Origin of the sequence: Aquihabitans sp. G128, from assembly GCF_019048865.1 — a bacterium.
In the GTDB taxonomy this organism is placed as follows: Bacteria; Actinomycetota; Acidimicrobiia; order Acidimicrobiales; family Iamiaceae; genus Aquihabitans.
The window spans coordinates 2487469-2508300 of the sequence record NZ_CP077604.1; the positions used below are offsets into that span (position 1 = coordinate 2487469).

25 protein-coding genes are annotated in these 20832 nt (G+C 72.2%); 15 read left to right on the forward strand and 10 right to left on the reverse strand.

Annotated elements, in window-relative coordinates:
- The first annotated feature begins 49 nt into the window (after positions 1 to 49).
- Complete coding sequence (locus tag KSP35_RS11850; RefSeq protein ID WP_216995622.1) at positions 50 to 1027, forward strand: LuxR C-terminal-related transcriptional regulator; 978 nt, start codon at positions 50 to 52, stop codon at positions 1025 to 1027.
- 28 nt (positions 1028 to 1055) lie between these two features.
- Here KSP35_RS11850 and KSP35_RS11855 read toward each other — a convergent pair whose 3' ends face one another.
- Positions 1056 to 1421: a hypothetical protein gene (locus KSP35_RS11855; protein WP_216995624.1), complete on the reverse strand. Its 366-nt coding sequence runs from the start codon at positions 1419 to 1421 to the stop codon at positions 1056 to 1058.
- A gap of 25 nt (positions 1422 to 1446) precedes the next feature.
- Positions 1447 to 2382 (reverse strand): hypothetical protein, encoded by a 936-nt coding sequence (locus tag KSP35_RS11860; protein ID WP_216995626.1) that lies wholly within the window; start codon positions 2380 to 2382, stop codon positions 1447 to 1449.
- A 270-nt stretch (positions 2383 to 2652) separates the two neighbouring features.
- On the opposite strand from KSP35_RS11860, the gene KSP35_RS11865 reads away from it, so the two are divergent.
- From KSP35_RS11865 to KSP35_RS11885, 5 genes are all read left to right on the forward strand, one after another.
- The gene (locus KSP35_RS11865; protein ID WP_216995633.1) at positions 2653 to 3735 is read left to right on the forward strand and encodes an HNH endonuclease signature motif containing protein; all 1083 of its coding nucleotides are present in this window, start codon (positions 2653 to 2655) and stop codon (positions 3733 to 3735) included.
- Between the two features lie 33 nt (positions 3736 to 3768).
- Positions 3769 to 4899 carry a hypothetical protein gene (locus KSP35_RS11870; RefSeq protein ID WP_216995635.1) on the forward strand — a complete coding sequence of 377 codons (1131 nt, stop codon included), beginning with the start codon at positions 3769 to 3771 and terminating at the stop codon, positions 4897 to 4899.
- 20 nt (positions 4900 to 4919) lie between these two features.
- Positions 4920 to 5558, forward strand: coding sequence for a hypothetical protein (locus KSP35_RS11875; protein ID WP_216995637.1), 639 nt, complete (start codon positions 4920 to 4922; stop codon positions 5556 to 5558).
- A 174-nt stretch (positions 5559 to 5732) separates the two neighbouring features.
- On the forward strand, positions 5733 to 6014 hold the full coding sequence (locus KSP35_RS11880; RefSeq protein WP_216995639.1) for a hypothetical protein: 282 nt from the start codon (positions 5733 to 5735) through the stop codon (positions 6012 to 6014).
- Between the two features lie 135 nt (positions 6015 to 6149).
- Entirely contained in the window at positions 6150 to 6797 is a 648-nt protein-coding gene (locus KSP35_RS11885) for a hypothetical protein (protein WP_216995641.1), read from the forward strand.
- Between the two features lie 158 nt (positions 6798 to 6955).
- Here KSP35_RS11885 and KSP35_RS11890 read toward each other — a convergent pair whose 3' ends face one another.
- Positions 6956 to 8347: a recombinase family protein gene (locus KSP35_RS11890; RefSeq protein WP_371748618.1), complete on the reverse strand. Its 1392-nt coding sequence runs from the start codon at positions 8345 to 8347 to the stop codon at positions 6956 to 6958.
- A gap of 19 nt (positions 8348 to 8366) precedes the next feature.
- Here KSP35_RS11890 and KSP35_RS11895 point away from each other — a divergent pair, with 19 nt between their 5' ends.
- Entirely contained in the window at positions 8367 to 8843 is a 477-nt protein-coding gene (locus KSP35_RS11895) for a hypothetical protein (RefSeq protein ID WP_216995645.1), read from the forward strand.
- Positions 8844 to 9107: 264 nt separating this feature from the next.
- Here KSP35_RS11895 and KSP35_RS11900 read toward each other — a convergent pair whose 3' ends face one another.
- Complete coding sequence (locus KSP35_RS11900; protein WP_216995647.1) at positions 9108 to 9542, reverse strand: GNAT family N-acetyltransferase; 435 nt, start codon at positions 9540 to 9542, stop codon at positions 9108 to 9110.
- A 111-nt stretch (positions 9543 to 9653) separates the two neighbouring features.
- On the opposite strand from KSP35_RS11900, the gene KSP35_RS11905 reads away from it, so the two are divergent.
- From KSP35_RS11905 to KSP35_RS11915, 3 genes are all read left to right on the forward strand, one after another.
- Positions 9654 to 9839, forward strand: a complete 186-nt coding sequence (locus KSP35_RS11905) for a hypothetical protein (protein ID WP_216995649.1) — start codon at positions 9654 to 9656, stop codon at positions 9837 to 9839.
- Positions 9840 to 9927: 88 nt separating this feature from the next.
- Positions 9928 to 10791, forward strand: a complete 864-nt coding sequence (locus tag KSP35_RS11910; RefSeq protein WP_216995651.1) for a PAC2 family protein — start codon at positions 9928 to 9930, stop codon at positions 10789 to 10791.
- A gap of 33 nt (positions 10792 to 10824) precedes the next feature.
- Positions 10825 to 11544, forward strand: a complete 720-nt coding sequence (locus KSP35_RS11915) for a methyltransferase domain-containing protein (protein WP_216995653.1) — start codon at positions 10825 to 10827, stop codon at positions 11542 to 11544.
- Between the two features lie 10 nt (positions 11545 to 11554).
- Here KSP35_RS11915 and KSP35_RS11920 read toward each other — a convergent pair whose 3' ends face one another.
- From KSP35_RS11920 to KSP35_RS11935, 4 genes are all read right to left on the reverse strand, one after another.
- On the reverse strand, positions 11555 to 12232 hold the full coding sequence (locus KSP35_RS11920) for an NUDIX hydrolase N-terminal domain-containing protein (protein WP_216995655.1): 678 nt from the start codon (positions 12230 to 12232) through the stop codon (positions 11555 to 11557).
- A 23-nt stretch (positions 12233 to 12255) separates the two neighbouring features.
- The gene (locus KSP35_RS11925) at positions 12256 to 14547 is read right to left on the reverse strand and encodes a [protein-PII] uridylyltransferase (RefSeq protein WP_216995657.1); all 2292 of its coding nucleotides are present in this window, start codon (positions 14545 to 14547) and stop codon (positions 12256 to 12258) included.
- A gap of 10 nt (positions 14548 to 14557) precedes the next feature.
- Positions 14558 to 14896, reverse strand: coding sequence for a P-II family nitrogen regulator (locus KSP35_RS11930; RefSeq protein WP_216995659.1), 339 nt, complete (start codon positions 14894 to 14896; stop codon positions 14558 to 14560).
- Positions 14897 to 14986: 90 nt separating this feature from the next.
- Positions 14987 to 16342: an FAD-dependent oxidoreductase gene (locus KSP35_RS11935; protein ID WP_216995660.1), complete on the reverse strand. Its 1356-nt coding sequence runs from the start codon at positions 16340 to 16342 to the stop codon at positions 14987 to 14989.
- A gap of 67 nt (positions 16343 to 16409) precedes the next feature.
- Here KSP35_RS11935 and KSP35_RS11940 point away from each other — a divergent pair, with 67 nt between their 5' ends.
- Positions 16410 to 16589 carry a hypothetical protein gene (locus tag KSP35_RS11940; protein WP_216995662.1) on the forward strand — a complete coding sequence of 60 codons (180 nt, stop codon included), beginning with the start codon at positions 16410 to 16412 and terminating at the stop codon, positions 16587 to 16589.
- A gap of 15 nt (positions 16590 to 16604) precedes the next feature.
- The gene (locus tag KSP35_RS11945) at positions 16605 to 17078 is read left to right on the forward strand and encodes an Rrf2 family transcriptional regulator (protein ID WP_216995664.1); all 474 of its coding nucleotides are present in this window, start codon (positions 16605 to 16607) and stop codon (positions 17076 to 17078) included.
- On the opposite strand, the gene KSP35_RS11950 is transcribed toward KSP35_RS11945, so the two are convergent.
- Together KSP35_RS11950 and KSP35_RS11955 are read right to left on the reverse strand one after the other, a co-directional pair.
- Positions 17079 to 17399 carry a hypothetical protein gene (locus KSP35_RS11950; RefSeq protein ID WP_216995665.1) on the reverse strand — a complete coding sequence of 107 codons (321 nt, stop codon included), beginning with the start codon at positions 17397 to 17399 and terminating at the stop codon, positions 17079 to 17081.
- Positions 17396 to 17896, reverse strand: coding sequence for a hypothetical protein (locus KSP35_RS11955; RefSeq protein ID WP_216995667.1), 501 nt, complete (start codon positions 17894 to 17896; stop codon positions 17396 to 17398). The genes KSP35_RS11950 and KSP35_RS11955 overlap by 4 nt, the downstream gene beginning before the upstream one ends.
- Positions 17897 to 17915: 19 nt before the next feature.
- Here KSP35_RS11955 and KSP35_RS11960 point away from each other — a divergent pair, with 19 nt between their 5' ends.
- From KSP35_RS11960 to KSP35_RS11970, 3 genes are all read left to right on the forward strand, one after another.
- The gene (locus tag KSP35_RS11960; protein WP_216995669.1) at positions 17916 to 18215 is read left to right on the forward strand and encodes a hypothetical protein; all 300 of its coding nucleotides are present in this window, start codon (positions 17916 to 17918) and stop codon (positions 18213 to 18215) included.
- A 237-nt stretch (positions 18216 to 18452) separates the two neighbouring features.
- The gene (locus tag KSP35_RS11965; protein WP_254127216.1) at positions 18453 to 19790 is read left to right on the forward strand and encodes a trypsin-like serine protease; all 1338 of its coding nucleotides are present in this window, start codon (positions 18453 to 18455) and stop codon (positions 19788 to 19790) included.
- Positions 19791 to 19896: 106 nt separating this feature from the next.
- Positions 19897 to 20832, forward strand: a complete 936-nt coding sequence (locus tag KSP35_RS11970) for a glycosyltransferase family 2 protein (protein WP_216995671.1) — start codon at positions 19897 to 19899, stop codon at positions 20830 to 20832.

Consider the following 20832-nt stretch of genomic DNA (forward strand, 5'->3'; position numbering starts at 1 on the left):
GGATCCTAGGCAGGGCCGCGGCGCGCTTCGCCGCTACTGTCGGCGCCTCGTGTGGCACCGCCGGTACCCAGGCAACCTCGAGGAGTGGCACCGCGACCTGCGGTCGTCCACCGGCGCGTTGGCCGGGACCGACGTCGCCCTGGCGGTGTTCGACCCGTTGACGGGCGCGCTGCTGGCCGCCACGCCCGGCGTGGCGGCGGTCCTGGGCGCCGAGCTGCCGGCGACCGCGCTGGACCTCGTGGAGCGCGGCCTCGTGGCCCGTCCCGACCTGCAGGCGGTGGCCGACCACCTCGCCGCCTGGCGGGCGCTCGACGAGATCGAGGGCGCCGGCCGCGAGTCCAGCCACTCGTGGTCGACGCGGCTGCGGGCGCACCCCGCGACCGGCAGCGTCGAGCTGGCCGTGGACATCCTCCACCACCGCCGTCCGGCCATCCCCGCCGAGGCCGTCGTCGTCACCCTGCACGCCGGCCACCACACCACGTCGACCGACGCGCCCAACGTCGGCGGGATCCTCGATCGGTTCTGGCTGGTCTACGACCACCAGATGCGCATCGTCGCCGCCGACCCGCGCATGGCCCGGTTGGGGCTCGCCCCCGAGCACCAGGTCGGCATGCTCGCCGCCATCACGGTGCACCCGGAGGACCTCCCGGCGGTGGTGCCGCTCGTGGTCGCCGTCATCAACGAGCAGATCGAGGCCGCCCACTACGCGGTCCGGATCCGCGGCGACCAGGGGTGGGTCCGCGTCCAGGTCGAGCTCCGCCGGCTCCTCTCGCCGGACGGGCCGATGCTCGTCGGCGCCGTGCAGCCCCTCCCCGACGCCCGTCGCCCGCTCGCGCCGGACGCCCTGACGCCGCGTGAGGCCGCGGTCGTCCGCGCCCTCTTCGACGGCCTGCGGGTGGCCACCATCGCCGAACGGGACGGCGTGGCGGTGAAGACGGTCCGCAACCAGCTGGCGGCGATCTACCGGAAGCTGGAGGTGGGCGGCCAGGAAGAGCTGCTCGGCACCTACACCCGTCCGGTCGGGTGAGGGCCGGGCGGTTGGAGCGGCCGCCGCCTCAGGGGAAGTCGATCCCCGAGGGCATGACCGCTCCCGGGGGCGCCGCGCTCGTGCACTGGCCACCGGTGCTCTCCATGCTCCGGCACACCGTCGACGTGCCGTAGGGGTCGCCCACCGACGCCCGGAACGGGTCGGCCACGTAGTCGCCGGTGCCGGCGGTCGTGGCGGGTCCGGCGCCGGCCGCGGTCGTGGCGGGTCCGGCGCCGGCCGCGGTCGCCGTCGCCTCGGCGACGGTGGCCGGGCGGCCGGCATCGGCGGTCGCCGGCGTGGTGGGCAGCACGGCCAGCGCGCCACCGAGGGCCAGGGCGGCCACGAGGGCGCCGAGTCGGCGGCGCACGGCGCTGGTGGGAGCGGGGGTGGTCATGGCGGGGTCCTCCTGGAGGGGTCGGTCATCGTCCGGTGGTGACGAAGGTGTCGGTCGAGGTGCTGACCCGGTGCTCGTGGCCGCCGAAGAGCCCGTCGGCGTCGAAGCCGTCGGTCTGGACCCAGTAGAACTCGGCGCCGTCGGGGCTCACGTACTGGTCCAGGGTCACGCCGTTGCCGTAGGTGACGACGGCGTGGCAGTCGTCGTCCACCTCGTAGGTGCCCACGAGCCGCTCCTGCTCGTCGGCCCCGGCCACGCGGAAGGCGTTGGTGACGCCGCCCTTGCCGTCGTAGACCTCGAAGCCGTGCTCGACGTGGGGCTGGCCGTCGAAGGCGCCTCGCGCCCGGTACTGGTAGGTGCCCTGGAGGGTGCTGGTGTCGCACGTCGGCGGCGCCTCGCCGACCATGCGCTCGGCCGCACCGTCGAGGGCGCGCTGGCTGCCCTTGCCCTGTGCGAAGAAGGTGACCTCGTCGCCGCCGGGGCTGAAGGTGGCCCGGTAGGTGGTGCCGGCGTCGGTGGTGATGGTGCCGACGCAGTCCTCGCCGGCCTCGTAGGTGAACGACGCCTTGGCCTCCTCGCGCGTGCTCGACAGGGTGCCGAGCCGGGTGCCCGAGCCCTTGCCGTCGAAGGTCATCAGCCCGACCTCGATGACCGGGGCGAAGCCCTCCTCGAACTGCTGGTCGCCGTGGACCTCGTACAGGTAGTCCCCCGTCACCGCCGCGGTCTCGCAGCGCGACGCGTCGCCGACGGCCGGTGTCGCGGCCTCGTCCGCCGCGGTGGTGGTGGCCTTGCCGGCCGCCGTGGCGGGGGTCTTGGTGGTGGGGCCTGCGGACGACGCGTCGGACCCGCAGCCGGCCAGCGCCACGCTGCCCAGCAGCACGCCGACGGCTGCGAGCCGCCAGGGCCGTCGCGACCGACCCGCTGCGCCCACGCCCGTGCCGTGCTCCTGCAACCCGTCCACGTGCCGTCTCCCCCGGTCGTCGTCGTCCACGGGCCGACTGGTGCGACCCGCCCGAGCACGATCCCCGACCCCGCCCCCGCCGCCCATGGGTCATCTCGACCCACGTCGGAGGTGGTCGGCGCTGCGGTTCCGGCAGGGCGATCACCCTCGACCTTCGATGCTGCGGAAGGGGCGAGAAGTTGCCGAGAAGGGTTGCAGTCGCCCCTCGAGGACGGTACCTTGGTCGAACACCAGTTCGATAGAGCGAGACCCCCGACGGAGGTGATGGCGGTGACCACGACGATGACCACGACGGCTGACGACCGGTTCGAGGAGCGAGTGCGGGACCTCGAGGCCGACATCGCCTCGGTGTGCGGGGTGCTCAACGCCGCCGCCGGGCGGCTGGTCGAGCTCGTGGCCGACGCGCTCGACGGCGAGCTGTGGAACGGGTGGGGCATCCACTCCGCCACGCACTGGCTCGGCTGGCAGGCCGGCATGTCGCGCTCGCGGGCCGCCGGTCTGGTGAAGCTGGCCGAGCGGCGGGCGGAGCTCCCCTCCGCGGTGGCGGCGCTGGTCGCCGGCGAGCTGAGCGCCGACGCTGCGGTGGCCATCGCCCGGCGGGCGCCGGCGGCCTACGAGGCGTCCATCACCGACCAGGCGAAGGTGCTCACCATCGGCCAGCTCGGCAAGGTGCTGGCGGGCTACCACTACGACGACGAGACCGAGGAGGCGCGGCCCAAGCCCCGTGAGGACGAGCGATCCGTGTCGTCCGGCGTCGACGACGTCGGCTGGTGGGGCACCATCCGCCTCCCCGCCGAGGAGGGCCAGGTCGTCGAGCAGGCGTGGAAGGCCGCCCAGGAGGACCTCTACGAGGCCGAGCGGGCCGACACGCCCGAGGGCCAGGCCCCCCGCCCGGTGACCCTCGCCGACGCGGTGGTCGGCGTGGCCGAGTCGTTCCTGCGGTCCGGCGAGGCCGCCCACCCGGGCTCGGACCGCTACCAGGTGCTGCTCCACCTCGAAGCCCCGGCCGGCGACCCCGCCGACGGGCCCGGCATCCTGTCGGGCCACCTCGGACCACCGCTGCCCGATGCCGCTCGCCGCCTGCTGCTCTGCGACTGCACCCTCACGCCGGTCTGGGAGCGCGAGGGCACGCCGATCTCCCTGGGACGCAAGGCACGTGCCCTCTCCCGCCGCCTGCGCCGGGTCGTCGAGCACCGGGACCAGGGCTGTCGGGTGCCGGGCTGCGGCCGGCAGCGGGGCATCCACCTGCACCACATCGTCCACTGGGAGGACGGCGGCGCCACCGACACCGGCAACCCCACAAGTTGCCAAGCCGCCCTCCACTGGTCTTCGGTAGACCTCCGCTTCCACTAGCCTCGCCACCTGGCGGACATCGGTGACGGAAGGGTGGGAATGAACGCCGAACGACTGCACGCGCTGGCTGAGCTGACCCTGGACGACCTGCGATCGACGAATCTTCTCGCGTATCTTGAGAATCTTCACGTCGCTCTCAAGCATCTGGTGGGCAATCCCGCTGAAGGTTCTTACCAACAGTCTGTTGCACAGGCGCTCGCCGACCTACGCACCTCCATCGAAGCTTCACGGATTGACGGTCTTCCCCCCGGTGACAGAGAGACACTCGCCAATCTGAATATCCTCCCGTGCATCGGGTCGGACGTAATGAACGAGATCGACGAGCTTTTCGCAGAGAATCAGATGACGCCGTCCATCGTGAAAGACCATCTGGAGTCGATCGTCGATCGGGTGAGGCAGATTCAAACGAGTCTTGAAGAAATGGCTTCTGCGTTCGCGTACTTTGGTATCGAGTCCGAACACTTGGATCCCGGTGACTGTGAATTGTCCATCGAGATTCCGAGGGATGAAGTTCAAAATTCGCTTGCTCCTTTGGGCGTCGAGCTTCGACGGCTTGACCAGATCTTGGGCCCGTTCCAAGAGCTGGCCACCGGCAGTCGATCAGCTGTGCCGGTGAAGGCCATCTCCACGTCGAACTTTCTGTTCACAGTTGAGCTGGACCCTGACACCGGAGCGCTAATCGCTGAGGCCCTCGCGTGGATCACGTCTCGGTACGACGAGGTTGTCGAACTTCGAGAGATGGTTGAGAGGCTCAGGGGAATGAACCTCCCCGGAGAGGCTGCCGCTATCGAGTCGAAGGGGCGGGCTCGGGTTCTTGACGAGATTCCGCGCTTCGTCGAAGGACTCCTGCAGGATCGGGGGGTCAATCTTCGAGGGCAGGGACGAGACAACGAGATCACCACGGCGTTGATCGGCTCCGTGCGGGCACTTGCGAAGCGAATTGATCACAGTTACCGGGTTCGCGTGCGCGCATTGCCCCCGGAGATTGATCCCGAGGCAGCCGAAAGCGAGACCACGAACGAGGTGGAGAAGTCTGGGGTGTTCGAGAAAATTGCAGAATTTGGCTCACAAACTGACTATCTAGAGCTCCATGGTTCGCCCATCTTGTTTGAGCTTGGCGATGGTGAGATTGAAGATGATGAGAGCCAAAGCGCGTCGGAGTAGCCTCGGGAGAATTTATGTCTGTGCTCGAGTTCATCTCATCCGTAGTCGAGAGTCTGGCTTGGCCGCTCGTCATCGGCTTCGTCATCTTCAGGGGTCGGCATTTTCTAAAATCGATCGTGGACCGTCTCATTGGAAAGGCGGAGGGATCGGTTTCAATGGAGGCCGCTGGTACAAAGCTCCAAGCAAGTTGGGCATCGCCATCGATCGAGGCGCGCCTAGAGCAGGTTGACGAGCAGATCGAGCGACCCCAAGGACCAGCCACGGAGCACCTGCAGAGCGCAGGCTTAACGATGGCTGACTCGACGCAGCTCACCGGGCTACTCGCCGCATTCGAGGAGTGCGTCTCCGGATGGAAAGCCTTCACCGGTGTTTCAACGGAGCGCGTAAGTATCGACCTTGACGACGAACAGCTTGAAGGGCGTTTGGTGCAGCACCTTGGCGGACTTCGAGGGGACCTAGGCGACTACGTGGTGGCCTACGGCGAACGAGTGATTGGCCAAGCCGTGCGGCTCGCACGCACAGTGCGCGAGCCGCACGTGGCGGGTGACCCAGCCCTGTTGAGCGATCTTGGAGTCCTAAGCGGCGATGTCACCGCCATCGGTCTGAGCATCATCGGCATGATCGATCGTGCGATGACGATGGCCACCGTCGCGCTGTGAGCGCGCCCGCTTCACTTGAAATAGCAACGTAACTCGGAGAGCCCTCCTTGACGCTCGCAGACTTGCGAGTAGGCTCCCGGAATGGCTTCCTCGCCCGATTTCCGTTCTGACCCGTCTGAGAGCCCTGAGGGTGCAGGCCGGGCTCGGCGTGCTTGGGACGCGTACGCCCGAACGGTGGCTGGCCCTCTGGACCCGATCGCTCAGATGTGGGCCCGGAAGATGACAGGCGACCTAATCGGGTTCTGGGTGCTCTGGCATGCCTTTGGCGGGTTCGAGGGCCTGGAGAAGAACTACGGCATGCACCGCTCCACGATCTGGCGGAAGGTCGCCAAGTTCCGGATGGTGCTGCATGCGCATCCGGACGAGTACGTCCTGCCGGGCATCACGATTGACACCGAGTCCTTCTGGGCTGCGGCGGTCGAGAACGCCCAGCGGGCCAAGCGCTCTCAGGTTTGATCGTTGCCTCCCCCCTCTCCTGGACCGCCTGCTGACCCGATAGTCGCAGATCCGCAAGTAGCTAGGGGATGGTCCCTCACGCTCTATGAGCAGGCGGGGGAGGCGGGCGGAGCGTGGGGCTCGGGACAGCGGAGCGTGCGGGCCTTCGTCCCTGCGGGCGAGGCGTCGGATCCGGAGAGGGCGGCAGCAGAAGCGGCCCGGCGTGCTCGAGGCAAGATCCGCCGCTACTGCACGACCCACCGGCTCAACCGGCTCGGGACGCTCACCTACGCCGGGGGCGGTAACCACGATCCCCGGCTGCTCCGGCAGCACCTGGGCGTCTTCTTCCGGACGCTGCGGAGCGGACTCGGCGGCGAGGCGTTCCCGTACGTATGGGTGCCGGAGTGGCACAAGACCGGCCACGGCTTGCACGCCCACTTCGCAGTCGGCCGGTACATCAAGCGGTCGGTGATCGAGGCGGCGTGGGGGCACGGCTTCGTCCACATCAAGCTGCTCGGTGATCTACCGGTGGGGACGGGTCCGTTAGGTGAGGCCCGACGGGCGGCGGGGTACCTGGCGAAGTACGTGGGCAAGGGCTTCGAGGACGTATCGCTGCCGGGCCTGCACCGCTACGAGGTCGCCCAGGGCTTCGAGCCCCAGATGGTGAAGCTCCGTGGCCGAACCCTCGATGCGGTGATGGTCCAGGCCGTTGAGGTCATGGGCGCTGAACCGGGTTACGTGTGGCAGTCTCAGATCGCCGAGGGCTGGCAGGGGCCACCGGCGGTGTGGGCGTCATGGGACTGAACCCGCAAGCCCTAGCGGCCTTCGTGGAAGCATCGTGTCGTCGTCAGGGTGTCCCGGTGAAAATGGTCGACGCCTTGGTCGTGTCGAAGGTGGTGGCCCTGTTGAGCGGTGGGGCGCCGGATGGCGGGCGCCAGCCCGACACCGCCGCCCCGACGCTCTCAGAGTCGCCAGATCGGATCGACCCTGGCCGCGTCCAGTTCCCTGGCACCACTGGTGCCCGGAGCGATCACCGCATGATCCAAGACGGCAGCGACGATCGCCGCTTGCCGGGTGAGGTTGAGCCCAGCCCAGGACGCTCGTAGCTCGGCCCCGTTACCGATCAGACCGGTAAGGGCGTGGGAGCCGGTGAGGCGGGACAGGCGCCGTTCGGTGTCGCTGATGCGGGCCTCGATAGGTCGGCGGGCTTCCATCCACTCCCGAACGGTGATCGCCTTCTCGGCGTACACGGCGGCGAGCTCATCGAGCTGGGCACGATCCGCTGCCAGCGTCTCGGAGAGGGCAGCGCTCTGCACGTCGTTGGTGGCCCGGCCAGAGAGGGCGGCGGCGAGTTCGGGCGTGTCTAGCCGGTAGAGCACAGCGTCGGCGATCAGTTCCTCGACCGGTGGCGCCACGATGGTCAGGCGTCCACATCCGCCGTGATCGGGGCTCGATGAGCACACGTAGCGGCGAGAGGTGGCTCGCGATGATGAGTAGAGCTTGTGGCCACACTTGGAGCAGCGCAGCAGCCCGGAGAGCAGGTAGCGGCGCGGGGTCCGTCGTCCGGTGGTAGCGGCGTCGGCCATGCGAGCGAGGACCTTGTCCCGGTCCGCTTCGCTGATGATCGGTTCCCACACCGCCCGAGCGACCACCTCGCCCCGATGCTCTCGAAGGCCGGCGATCCGCCCGTTCCTGAGCAGCGACCTCAGCGTCGAAGTGCGCCACGGTCCGCCGGCGATGGTGACGATCCCCGCTTCGGCGAGCCACGCCGTTAGCGAGGCCAGGCTCTCCCCGGCGATGTAGCGGGCGACCAGGCGCCGGATCACCTCGACCTCATCGGGGCGGTGGGTGATCTTGTCCGGTTCGAACCCGAAGGGCCGGTTTGCTCCACCGTGCGGGCGCCCGGCTGCGGCTACCTCGTCCATCTTGCGGCGCACCCTACGGCTCTTGGTCGCTGACTCGTTCGCCGCTACCGCCCCGAGCATCCGTAGCACCATCAGCCCGTCTCCGTTGCCCACGTCGAAGTCGCCTCCGGCCACGAACTTCACATGCCGGACCTTGGCATCAGTGACCACGTCGACGAACTGCTCCAACTCGATCGGTCGCCGGGTGAGCCGGTCGGCGTGGTACACGATCACCGCATCCCGGTAGCCGTCCCGAATGTCATCGAGCATCCGCCGGTAGCTCGGCCGCTGCTTGCCCGAGTAGGCCGACACGTCGTTGTCCACGTAGTCCTCCGCCACCTCCCACCCGAGACTCTCGGCCAGGCGGTGACAGTCCTCGACCTGGCGGGCGACCCCGAGGGCGGTCCCGTCATCGGATGAGATACGGGCGTACACGGCGGCTCGAACCATGGGGGCAGACTAGCGACGAGTGAACAACCTGCTGTCGCTGTGCGGCTACCACCACCGCCTCCACCACCAAGGCCACCTCGGCATCAGCGGCGACGCCGATCGCCCCGGCGGCATGGCGTTCCGGGACCCGTGGGGCCGGCTCCTCGATCCGTGCGGGACGCCCATCCGGCCCACGCCGGGCGCCAGCCCCACCGAGGCGGCCGAGGCGGCGGGCATCGTGCCCGGCCGCTACGTCCACCCCCTGGGCGAGCGCCTCGACCCCTGGGCGATGACCCTGCACCCCAACCCGGGCCTCGACCTCGACCTGCACAGCGGCTGGGCGGGCGAGCGGGTTGGTGGCGGGCCGCACGGCCGTACCGGCGACCCGAGCGCCGCCCACGTCCCGGTCCACGAGGACGACCCGGCCGACGAGGTCACCACCTACGGCACCCCCGGCTGGACCGAGCCCGAGGTCCCCTGGCCCGCCGGCTTCGACCCACCCCCACCCGACGACTGACGTCGTCCGTCGGCCCGGGGTCCGCCCCTCTCACCTCGATCCCCCGAGATCGAGGTGCGCACCGGCGCGCCCACGGAGCCGGTCGAGCACCGGGTCGGGAGGCTGCGGGCACGGGGCCGGCGCGGCCGGACCGCTGCCCCATCTGCACCTGCGCCACCGACCTTCGCGGCCTTCGACGGGCCGGTTCGAGCATCGACCAGGTGCGCCCTCGAACGCCGCACGCCGGCGCGATCGGCGACCTCCCCCGCGGACGGAACGGGGCGATCAGCCCTGGTAGCGGTAGACGTTGGTCTCGCGGGGCTCGAAGCCGAGGCGCTGGTAGAGGCGGTTGGCGGCTTCGCGGCTGGGGCGGCTGGTGAGGTCGACGGAGCGGGCGCCGCGCTCGGCGGCGACGTCGATGGCGTAGCGGTTGAGGGCCTCGCCGGCGCCCTGGCCGCGGGCGGCGTCGTCGACCACCACGTCCTCGATCCAGGCCCGCAGCCCGGTGGGGATGCGGAACAGGACGAGGGTGAGCGAGCCGAGGACGGTGCCGTCCTCGCCGCGGGCGAGGAGCAGGTGGGTGGCCGGGGAGGCGACGATCTCAGCGAGCACCTCGGCGGTGGGCGCCGGCGACGAGCGCGACAGCTGGGGGATGAGCCGGGCGAACGCGTCGACCAGCTCGTCGGTGACCTCGGTGGCGATCTCGACGGTGACGGGCACGGGCGCAGAGCGTAGGGGCGACGGGTGGGACAGCAAGGGTTCAGGCGATGGTCACCAGCCGTGAACGTGGCCGACGACCGGCCGAAACCCCCGATCCGTACCGTCCCTGCCATGCGACGGTTCACCTTCCTCCTCGGTGGCCTGGGCGCCGCCGGGGCGACGGCGAACGCCAAGGCCGAGCTCGAATCGGCCCACGTCTCCAACCTGCAGGCCACCCTCGTGGCCACGCGGGTTGCCCAGCGCTCCGGCAGCACCGGTGTTCCCCTGACACCCGCCGCCGAGGCCCGGGTCGCCTGACGACCCGCCGTACCGACGCCGGGCCCTGGATGTCCCCCCAGGGCCCGGCGCACGGTGCGCGTCCCCATCTGCTCGGTAGCGTGGAGCCGTGAGCCCCCTCCGCTGGCACCACCGCCCCGAGCTGCGCCGTCCGGTCCTGATCGCCGCCTTCGAAGGCTGGAACGACGCCGGCGACGCCGCCTCCGGGGCCGCCCGCTGGCTGGCCGACCGCTACGGCGCCGAGCTGGTGGCCACCATCGAGGCCGAGGAGTTCTTCGACTTCACCACCACCCGCCCCATCGTCGAGGTGGGCGACGACGGCCGCCGCAAGCTCACCTGGCCCGACACCGAGCTGTGGGCGGCCACCACCGACAGCGGGACCGACCTCGTCATCCTGGTGGGCCACGAGCCGCACCTGCGGTGGCGGACCTACTGCACCGCGGTGCTCGACGCCGCCCGCGAGCTCGACTGCTCGCTGCTGGTCACCCTGGGCGCGCTGCTCTCGGAGGTGCCCCACACCCGCCCGACCGCGGTGTCGGGCACGGCCGACGAGCCGGGCCTCATCGAGCGCCTCGACCTCGCCCGGTCCACCTACGAGGGGCCCACCGGCATCGTCGGGGTGCTGCACGCCTCGTGCAACCTCGTCGAGCAGCCGTCGGCGTCGCTGTGGGCGGCGGTGCCCACCTACGTCTCCGGCGCCCCGTCGCCGAAGGCCACCCTGGCCCTCGTCGAGCGCACCATCGCCCTGGTGGGCCTGGGCGTCCCCACCACCGACCTGCAGATCGCCAGCGCCGCCTACGAGCGCCAGATCGACCAGCTGGTGGCCGACGACGAGGACACCGCGGCGTACGTCGCCAGCCTCGAGGAGGCGGCCGACGACCCCGACGAGGACGACGACGACCTCGAGGCGTTCGCCGCCACCGACCCCAGCGAGCTGGTCGAAGAGGTCGAGCGCTTCCTGCGTGGTGACTGAGGCCCCTCGGGGCGGCCGGTAGGGTTCGCCGCCATGGGAGCCGCACGACGCGTACGAGAGCTGGTCAACGGTTCGCCGTTCCTGGCCCAGACCACCGAGTCCGGTTGGACCCTGGCCCAGCGGGCGCTGCGGCCGGCGAAGCGCAAGCGCTACCTGGCCAGCACGGACACCGTGCGTCTGATGATCGGCTCCGGCCCGTCGAAGCGCGAGGGGTGGCTGGCCACCGACCTCATCCCGTCCCGGCCCGACGTCATGCTGCTCGACGCCTCGGAGCCGTTCCCGTTCGACGACGCGTCGGTGGACCGCATCCACACCGAGCACATGATCGAGCACGTCGACCACGAGATCGGCACCCACATGCTGGCCGAGTGCGCCCGCATCCTGAAGCCCGGCGGCCGCATCCGCCTGGCCACGCCGGACTTCGACCGGGTGGTGGCGCTGGCCACCGGGGTCCCCGACGACGTCGTCGAGCTGATGCGGGCCTCGAACGAGCGCAACCAGATCGACCCCACCCGGCTCGACGACCCCATCTGGGCCGTCAACCGGCTGTTCTCGGGCTACGGCCACAAGTTCCTGTACACCGAGTCGGCGCTGCGCTCGGCCATGGAGGCCGCCGGCCTCGCCGAGGTCACCCGCTACGAGGTGGGCGAGTCGGACGACGCCGAGTTCGCCGAGGCCGACATGCACGGCAACCAGATCGCCGACGGCTGGAACCGCTACCAGACGCTGGTCCTCGAGGCCACCAAGCCCTGAGCCGCCGGGCTCAGCTCCCCAGCCACGGCGGGTCGCGCGGCTCGTCGAACCACACCGGCGCGGCCCGGCCCTCGATGGCGCCGAAGGCCAGGTCGCCCCACTGGGCGTAGCCGGCGAGCGGCTCGGGCAGGGCGTCGCGGGCGAACCAGCCGGCGCCGTCGGTCTCCAGCGGGTGCGGGGCCAGCTCGCCGCCCACCGCCCGGCAGTGGAAGACCAGCGAGTAGAGCGGCACGCGGGTGAAGCCCAGCCGGAAGCCGTCGAGCACGGCGATGAGCCCGACCACCTCGCAGTGGATGCCGGTCTCCTCGGCCACCTCCTTCACCGCCACCTCGGCGGGCGAGTAGCCCACGTCGGCCCACCCGGTGGGGTAGAGCCACACGCCGGAGTCGGACCGCTTGATGAGCAGGATCTCGCCGTCGTCGTTGCCCACCACGGCGCCGACCGCGACCTTGGGGGTGACGTAGCCCGGCACGCCCTTGCCGACGCCCTTGAGCCACTCGTCCACCAGCGACTCGTGGTCGACGTCGGCATCGACGGCGTGGCGGATGTCGGCCGCCACCGCGAGGACCTCCTCGAAGCGCTCCTTCTCGTAGAGGCTCTCGGTGAAGCCGAGGCCGGTGCGGGCGATGCCGGACAGGGCCTCGGCCCAGCGCAGCAGGTCGGTCTCGGTGATGGGCGGTCGCGCCATGGCCGGACCCTACCCGTGGCCCGTCAGCTGACGGCGTGCAGGAGCGCCCGCTCGAGCTCGCCCCGCAGCACCTCGTCGGTGACGAGGGTGCCGTCGGTGTGGGTGACGTAGAACGCGTCGACCACCAGGTCCCCGAGGGTCTGGACCTTGGCCACGCGCACGTCGATGTCGAACTCGGCGAAGGCCCGGGTGACGCGGTAGAGCAGGCCCATGCGATCGGGGGCGTGGACCTCGATCACGGTGGCGGTGAGCGACGCGGCGTCGTCGAACTGCACGACCGGGGGCGGGAGCCGGGGGCCGAGGTTCTTGGACGAGTACGTGCTGATCCGGTCGGCGAGGCGGGCCTCGATGGCCAGGCGCTGGCCCAGCGCGGCCCGCACCTGCAGGGTGACCCGGTCCCACGGGACCGAGGAGCCGAAGCGGGAGGTGACCCGGAACTGCTCGACGGCCATGCCGTCCTCGGCGGCGGCGTCGGCCGAGCGGACCTCGAGGCCGTGCAGGGCCAGGGCGCCGGCCACCCGACTGAACAGGCCCCGCTGGTCCGGCGCCACGACGGTGATGGTGTCGCCGTCGCCGACCACGACGACCTCGCCCGCCGCCATGAGGGCGCGGTGCTCGGCGTCGGGGAACTCGACGGTGGCCAGGGCGGCGAGGTCGCCGCCCTCGAGGTAGTGGTCCACGCGGCGCACCAGCTCGCGCACCAGCTCGGCCTTCCACGAGCCCCAGGCGGCGGGCCCGGTGGCCAGGGAGTCGGCCTCGGTGAGCCCGGCGAGCAGGTGCAGGCGCAACCGGTCCCCCACCGCCTCGGCCACCGCCGAGATGGTGGTCTCGTCGGACAGGTCGCGGCGGGTGGCGACGTCGGGCAGCAGCAGGTGGTGCCGGCACATGTCGACGAGCACCGTGGTGTCGTCGTCGTCGAAGCCCATGCGGGGGCCGATCACCTCGATCAGGTCCATGCCGACCTCGGTGTGGTCGCCGGGGCGGCCCTTGCCGATGTCGTGGAGCAGCGTGCCGACGAGCAGCAGGTCGGGCCGGTCGACCCGGTCGACGAGCGCGGCGGCGTTGGACGTGGCCTCCAGCAGGTGCCGGTCGACGGTGAAGCGGTGGTAGGCGTTGCGCTGCGGGCGGTTGCGCACCGGCCCCCAGTCGGGCATGAAGCGCTCCCAGAGCCCGGTCTGGTCCATGGCCTCGATGACCCGGATGGCGTCGTGGCCGCCGGCGAGCAGCTCCACGAACTGGGCCCGCAGCTCCGGCGGCCACGGGTCGGGCGGGAGCGGGGCCCGGGCCGCGAGGCGGGCGTGGGTGGCCCGCGACATGCGGGCGTGCTTGCGGGTGGCGAGGATGGCCGCCGACAGCACCAGCTCGGGGTGCGAGGCGGGATCGGCGTTCGACTCGAGCTGCACCTGCCCCTCGCGCACCAGCAGCCCGGGGGCGCGGTCGCGGCTGCGCCAGCCGAGCAGGCTCGAGCCGGTGCTCATCGAGGAGCCCACCCGGTCCCACGTCTCGTCCGCGATCCAGGCGACCTTGGCCGCCGCGCTGGACAGCTCCAGCATGAGCTGGTCGGCGGTGGTGCCGAGGGCGGCGGCCACCGGGTCCTGGTCCTGCAGGGTGAGGCGCTCGGTGGGGCGGTTGGCGCTGCGGTGCAGCTCGACGCGGGCCCGGAACAGCACGTCCTCGGCCTCGGCGAGCAGGGCGGCGTCGCCGTCCTCCAGCACCCCGCGGGCCAGCTCGGCCCAGCGCAGGGCGTGGATGTCGCGCAGGCCGCCCCGGCCCTCCTTGAGGTCCGGCTCGAGGAGGAACGCGACCTCACCGAACTGGTCCTGGCGGGCGGCGACCGAGGTCCGCAGCATCCCGAGGTAGCGCTTGGCCTTCTTGCGCCACTGGGCCGTGGCCGCCGCCGTGAGGTCGGCGGTGAGCCCCTCGTCGCCGGCGAGGTGCCGGACGGTGAGCAGCGACGTGGCGGTGTCGAGGTCGGTGGCCGACAGCTCGATGGCCTCCCCCACCGTGCGCACGGCGTGGCCCAGCTTCAGGCCCTCGTCCCAGATGGGGTACCAGAGCTTCTCGGCCACGGCCTGGGGCGGTGCCTTCTTGCGGTGCAGCAGGAGGAGGTCGAGGTCGGAGTTGGGGGCGAGGTCGCCGCGCCCGTAGCCGCCGACGGCCACGAGCGCGAGCCCGTCGGGGCCCTCATCCGCGGTGGCGGTGGCGAACAGCTCGACGAGCCAGGCGTCGATGACCGCCCGCCAGGCGTCGGAGAACGCCATCCCGTGGAGGGAGGCGTCGTTGCGGATGCGGTCGCGGTCGGCGGCGAGGCTCACGAGACGGCGATCAGAGGGCGTCGGCGTCGAGCTCGCCGGTGCGGATGCGGACGAGGCGCTCGACGTTGGTGACCCAGATCTTCCCGTCGCCGATCTTGCCCGTGCGGGCCGCTTCGGCCACGACCTCGAGGATGCGGTCGACGTCGTCGTCCTGCACCACCAGCTCGATGCTCACCTTGGGCACGAAGTCGATCTGGTACTCGGTGCCCCGGTACACCTCGGTGTGGCCCGCCTGCCGGCCGAAGCCCTGCACCTCCGACACCGTGATGCCCGCCACGCCCGCCGCCTTGAGCGAGCTCTTGACCTCGTCGAGCCGGAACGGCTTCACGATCGCGGTGATGAGCTTCATGGGAGAACCTTTCGCCAAGCTGAATCGGCCTGCCGGTCACGCCGCCACGGGCAGCATGGCACCTCGCCGCGGCGATGCCGGACGCTCGCCTCAGCGGGCGTCGGCGGCGGCCAGCGCCGACACCGCCTTGCGGGCCGCCACCTGCACCGGGTCCCACAGCGGCGACACCGAGGGGGCGTAGGCCAGGTCGAGCTCGAGGACGTCGTTGGCCGTCATGCCGGCGGTGATCGCGGTGGCCAGGACGTCGATGCGCTTGCCCACCCGATCGGCGCCGACGATCTGCCCGCCGATGAGGCGCCCGGTCCCCCGCTCGGCCAGGACGCGGGCCGTCACCTCGGCGCTGCCGGGGAAGTAGCCCGCTCGGGTGGTGGCCTCGGCCGTACCGACCACGCACTCGATGCCGGCGGCCGCGGCCTCCTGCTGGTTGAGGCCCGTGCGGGCCACCTCGACCTCGCAGATGCGGGTGACGGCCGTGCCGAGGACGCCGGGGAAGCTGGCGTAGCCGCCGCCGAGGTTGCGCCCGGCCACGCCGCCGGTCTTGTTGGCCACCGTGCCGAGGGCGACGTGGACGCGCTGGCGGCTCACCAGGTGGAACGTGTCGGCGCAGTCGCCGGCGGCGTAGACGCCCTCGGCGCTCGTGCGCTGGCGGTGGTCGACGGCGATGGCGCCCCGGGCGCCGGCGTCGAGGCCGGCGTCGAGGGCGAGCTGCGACGCCGGCAGCACGCCGATGCCCAGGACCACGAGGTCGGCCGGCAGGTCGCCGGCGTCGGTGTGCACCACGTGGTCGCCGAAGCCCTGCACCTTGGTGTCGACCTGGACGGTGACGCCGTAGCCGGCCAGCACCTCGGCCACCTTGGCGCCGAGGTCGGGGTCGACGGTGCGCATCGGCTGCGGTGCGGCGTCGACCAGGGTGACCTGGGCACCGCGGTCGACGAACGCCTCGGCCATCTCCAGCCCGACGTAGCCGCCGCCGATCACGACCACGCGCCGACAGGTCCGGGCGTCGATGGACGCCAGGAGGCCGGCGGCGTCGGTGAGCGTCTGCACGCCGTGGATCCAGTCGGCGTCGATGCCGGGGAGGTCCGGGCGCACCGGGCGGGCGCCGGTGGCCACGTGCAGGAGGTCGAACCCGAGGTGGAACGTGCGGCCCTGGTCGAGGGCCCGCACCTCGAGGCGGCGGGCGGCGAGGTCGATGCCCTTCACCTCGTGGCCGACGCGGACGTCGATGCGGTGCTGGTCGCGGAACTCCTGCGGGGTGCGCACCACGAGGTCGTCGAGCTCGCCCACCGAGCCGCCCACGAGGTACGGGATCCCGCACGCCGAGTACGACGTGTAGCGGCCCTTCTCCAGCGCCACGATCTCGAGGTCCGCCCGGCCCCGGCGGGCGTTGGTGGCCGCCGCCATCCCCGCGGCGTCGCCACCGATCACGACCAGTCGCTCTGCCATGGCGGTGACGTTACCGATGCACCGGGCCCGCGGCCGACCCCGCGCCGGGCGTGCGAAGATGCCGGACATGGGCGTTCGCCAGGATTGCCGCCACTACTCCACCCGCACCACCCCCACCGGTGAACAGGTGCAGCGGTGCCGGGTGGACGCCAACGAGAAGGCCCCGTTCGCCTGCCCCGAGTTCTGCCTGTTCTTCGAGCCGAGGTCGATCACCGACGCCGGCTGGCAGCGCTTCGACGACCGCTAGGAACCCCAGCACCCCATGCGCACCACCGCCAAGGTCGACTACGCCGTCCGCGCTGCCATCGAGCTGGCCCGCGTGTACCCCACCGACGACTCGCGCCCCGTGCCGCTCACCCGCCAGGCCATCGCCGACGCCCAGGAGATCCCCTCGAAGTTCCTGGAGCACATCCTGGCCGACCTCAAGCGCAGCGGCCTGGTGGGCAGCGTCCGCGGCGCCGACGGCGGCTACTGGCTGCAGCGCCCGCCCGAGAAGGTGACCATGGCCGACGTCATCCGCGCCGCCGAGGGCCCGCTGGCCGACGTGCGGGGCGAGCGCCCCGACGCCCTCTCGTACCCCGAGGACCTGGCCGTGCTCCAGCGGGCGTGGATCGCGGTGCGCTCGAACCTGCGGTCGATCCTCGAGGAGGTCACCCTGGCCGACCTCCGTGACGGCGCCCTCAAGCCCGCCATCGAGCAGATCGCCGCCGAGCCCGACGCCTGGGTGGTCCGCTAGCTAGAGGCGCTCGGCGAGGGTGGCGAAGAAGCGCGAGCGGGGCAGGACCTCGCCGCACCCCGCCGCCCGGGCGGCCGCGATGAGGTCGGTGTCGACGTGGCTGGCGAAGCCCACCACCTGGCCGGCGATGGCCCCGAGGGCAGCCACCGCGCCGGGGCGGGAGAGGTCGACCACCACGAGGTCGCCGTCGACGGCGACGGCGGCCAGGTCGTCGGGACGGGCCACGTGGACCACCTCGACCGCACCCAGGCGGGCCAGCTTCGAGCGGTCCATCAGGTCGGGCACGTAGGCCACCACCCGCACCGGGCCGGTCCCGGTCACCGGAGGCCCTCGGCCCGGCGGCGGGCCAGCACCACGTGGGCCTTGGCGGCGCCCCAGACGAGGCCGAGCTCGGCCAGGTCCGGATCGAGGTCGGCGAAGGCGGCGGGCGCGAGGTCGTACACGTCGGCCGGGAAGGCCCGCTCGGCGAACTCGTCCCGCTCGACGCCGGGGAGCCCGGCGCCGGCCAGCACGGCGGTCGGGAACCGCACGGCGCTGCGGAGGAGGGCGAGCGGCCCGGTGCGCTGCTCGTCGACGTCGGTGGCCAGCAGCTCGCGCACCGCGGCGCCCACCTCGGCCGCGGCGTCGGCGCCGGCCGCCGCCGCCGCCGGCCGCAACGACGCTCCGGAGCCTGGGCGCCACTGCTCGGCCCGCTCGGCCACCACCCGCTCGACCCAGGGCCCGAGGGCCGCCACGATGCCGCCGGCGAGGGCCTCGGCGTGGCCTCGGAGGGCCGCCGCGTCGCCCGGTGCGTCGCGGGGGTTGGCATCGGCGACCACGGCGACGAACCTACTGCTCGTGATCATCCGGGCGTTCTCCGTCTTCGAGTCCGTCGTCTACCACTCGGGGCTGATCGACGGATCCCACCCGTGCCGGCCGACGCTCGAGGTCGAGGCGGTCCTGCGCCCCGGCGACGCCGACGAGGGCCCGCTGCTGCTGCCGGTGGCCGACTACATCACCTTCGCGGGCGGCCGGGACCAGGTGGCCGGGTGCCTGCGAGAGCTGCAGGACAAGGGCCGGATCGCCGACCACCTGGGGGTCGCCCACCTGACGTTCCCCTTCTGGACGCCCATCCACGTGGAGGTCCCGGGCCGCTGAGCGGCACAGGGACACGCAGTACCGTGGACGCCGTGGTCGTCCGATTCGTCGCCTTCCTCGCCGCCGGGCTGCTGGCCGTGACGGCTGCCGTGGCGACGCCGGCCGTGGCCCAGGACGCACCGGTCTCGACCAGCACCAGCGCCAGCGCCCCCCCAGCCGCCGCCGACGACGACCACCCCGCCCGCCCAGACCCACATCGTCGGCGGCAGCCAGACCGCGCCCGGCCAGTTCCCCTGGCTGGCGGCGCTCGTCTACCGGGGCGCGTCGCGCTCGCAGGGCTTCCGCTGCGGCGCCACCGTGCTGTCGCGGTCGTGGGTGCTCACCGCCGCCCACTGCGTGGTGGAGCAGATCTCGCTGCAGGTGTCGTCGCCGAGCTCCTTCGACGTGCTCACCGGCACCAACTCGCTGGCCGGCGACGACGGGCAGCGCCTGCCGGTCGTCGGCATCTACCCCGACCCCGGCTACACCGGCGTCGACAACGACGACGACTTCGCCCTCATCCGCCTCGGCCGCCCCACCTGGGCGCCCGAGGTGGCGGTGATCGGCACGTCGGCCGCCGAGCTCGCCCTCGACGACGCCGGGGCCCAGGCCACCACCGTCGGCTGGGGCACCCAGAGCGAGGGCAGCTCCTCGATCCCCGACATCGCCCGCTACGTCAAGGTGCCGGTCCAGTCGGAGGCCACCTGCTCCGGCGCCTACCCGCTGCGCCCGGCGGCCGGGGCCATGCGGGGCTACGAGTACCGCGGGGCGACCATGCTGTGCGCCGGGCCGCTGGCCGGCGGCCGGGACTCCTGCCAGGGCGACTCCGGCGGGCCGCTCGTCGTCCCCGCCTCCGGTGGCTGGCGCCAGGTCGGCGTGGTGTCGTGGGGCCTGGGCTGCGCCGAGGCCGGCAAGCCCGGCGTCTACGCCCGACTGAGCGCGACGTCGACGTGGATCGAGCTCCAGCGGCGCTTCGGGCCGTTCGACCCCGAGAGCTCGGCCTTCATCCGGCGCCAGTTCCTGGACCTCCGCCACCGCCAGCCCTCCGCCGGCGAGCTGGCCGACTGGCGCCAGCGGCTCAAGGCCAACCCGCCGTCGACCCTGATCGTCGAGCAGCTGGCCAGCGACGACTGGCAGCGCCACGGCGCCGCGGTCACCCGCCTCTACGAAGCCGGCCTCGGCCGCCACCCCGGCGCCAGCCTGGGCTCCTGGATCTCGGTGTCGTGGGACCGTCCCGACCTGCGCGGCCTCGCCCCGTTCTTCGCCGCCAACTGGGCGTCGCTGGGCGACGACGCCTACGTCGCCAAGCTGTACTCGATCGCCCTGGGCCAGGCGTCCACGCTGGCCCAGCGCCAGCCGTGGGTCGACCGCCTGCGCCGGGGCACCAGCCGCGGCGACGTGCTGCTGTTCTTCACCGAGTCCTCGGCGGCCAAGTCCCGCACCGCCACCGCCGTCCGGCTCGTGAGCACCTGGTACGGCCTGCTCCGCAAGGCCCCCACCCAGGCCGAGATCACCGCCCACAAGGGCCGCAGCCAGCTCTCCCTGGTCAACCTGCTCCGCACCAGCAGCACCTACGCCGCCCGCTTCACCAGCTGAACCGACCCCCACGAACCAGCCCGTTCGGACCGTCGACCGGTTCAAGATCGGCGCGAGGCCGCCGATAGGGTCTCCGCACGCACGGGCGGGCCAGGGAGGAGACGCGGTGACCACCGGAGAGGTTGAGGGCGACGGCGAGAGCATCGTCCTGACCGTGGTCATCTCCACGCACAGCCGCCCGGTGCAGCTGCGGGAGGCCATCGCCGCCATCCGGGACCAGGACCACCCCGGCGCCATCGAGACCATCGTGGTCTGGGACAAGACCGATCCCGAGCCCGAGCTGGCGTCCGACGACCCGCACCGCCCGGTCCGCATCCTCGCCAACGACCGCACGCCGGGCCTGCCGGGGAGCCGCAACTGCGGCGCCGCCGCCGCCCGCGGCCCGGTGCTGGGCTTCTGCGACGACGACGACCTGTGGCTGCCCGACAAGGCCCGCCGCCAGCTCGACCTGCTCGAGCGCACCGGCGCCGACACCTGCTCGTCGGGCCTCGAGGTCGTGATCGACGGGCAGATCATCCCCCGCCCCGGCGTCGACGGCGTCCTCCGCTACGTCGACCTCCTGCGCACCCGGCGCATGGAGGCCTACATGGGCACCGCCATGGTCCGCCGCGACGCCTTCTGGGGCGAGATCGGGCCCATGGACGAGCACATCCCCGGCGGCTACGCCGAGGACTACGAGTGGATGCTGCGCGCCACCCGCCACGCACCCGTGCCGGTCGAGCCCGAGCCCCTCCTGCAGATGCGCTGGATCGTCCGCTCGCACTTCCGCGACCAGTGGCCCGACTGGGAGGCCGCGCTGGGCCAGGTGCTGCGCGACAACCCCGACTTCAGCCGCGAGCCGCAGGGTCGAGCCCGGGTCGAGGGCCAGATCGCGGTGGCCATCGCCGCCCAGGGCCGGCGCGCCGATGCCCTGCGCCAGGTCGGCACCACCCTGCGCTGGTCCTGGCGCGAGCCGCGGGCTGCCATCGCCCTCGCCGTGGCCGCCGGCCTCCCGGCCGGCAAGGTCTCGGCCTTCCTGAACAAGCGCGGACGGGGCATCTGA

Excerpts from the sequence above, each read along its gene's own strand:
- KSP35_RS11855 (WP_216995624.1), bottom strand. The coding sequence starts at position 1,421 with ATGACCACCCCCGCTCCCACCAGCGCCGTGCGCCGCCGACTCGGCGCC.
- KSP35_RS11890 (WP_371748618.1), bottom strand. The coding sequence starts at position 8,347 with ATGGTTCGAGCCGCCGTGTACGCCCGTATCTCATCCGATGACGGGACC.
- KSP35_RS11905 (WP_216995649.1), top strand. The coding sequence starts at position 9,654 with ATGCGACGGTTCACCTTCCTCCTCGGTGGCCTGGGCGCCGCCGGGGCG.
- KSP35_RS11915 (WP_216995653.1), top strand. The coding sequence starts at position 10,825 with ATGGGAGCCGCACGACGCGTACGAGAGCTGGTCAACGGTTCGCCGTTC.
- KSP35_RS11920 (WP_216995655.1), bottom strand. The coding sequence starts at position 12,232 with ATGGCGCGACCGCCCATCACCGAGACCGACCTGCTGCGCTGGGCCGAG.
- KSP35_RS11930 (WP_216995659.1), bottom strand. The coding sequence starts at position 14,896 with ATGAAGCTCATCACCGCGATCGTGAAGCCGTTCCGGCTCGACGAGGTC.
- KSP35_RS11935 (WP_216995660.1), bottom strand. The coding sequence starts at position 16,342 with ATGGCAGAGCGACTGGTCGTGATCGGTGGCGACGCCGCGGGGATGGCG.
- KSP35_RS11940 (WP_216995662.1), top strand. The coding sequence starts at position 16,410 with ATGGGCGTTCGCCAGGATTGCCGCCACTACTCCACCCGCACCACCCCC.
- KSP35_RS11945 (WP_216995664.1), top strand. The coding sequence starts at position 16,605 with ATGCGCACCACCGCCAAGGTCGACTACGCCGTCCGCGCTGCCATCGAG.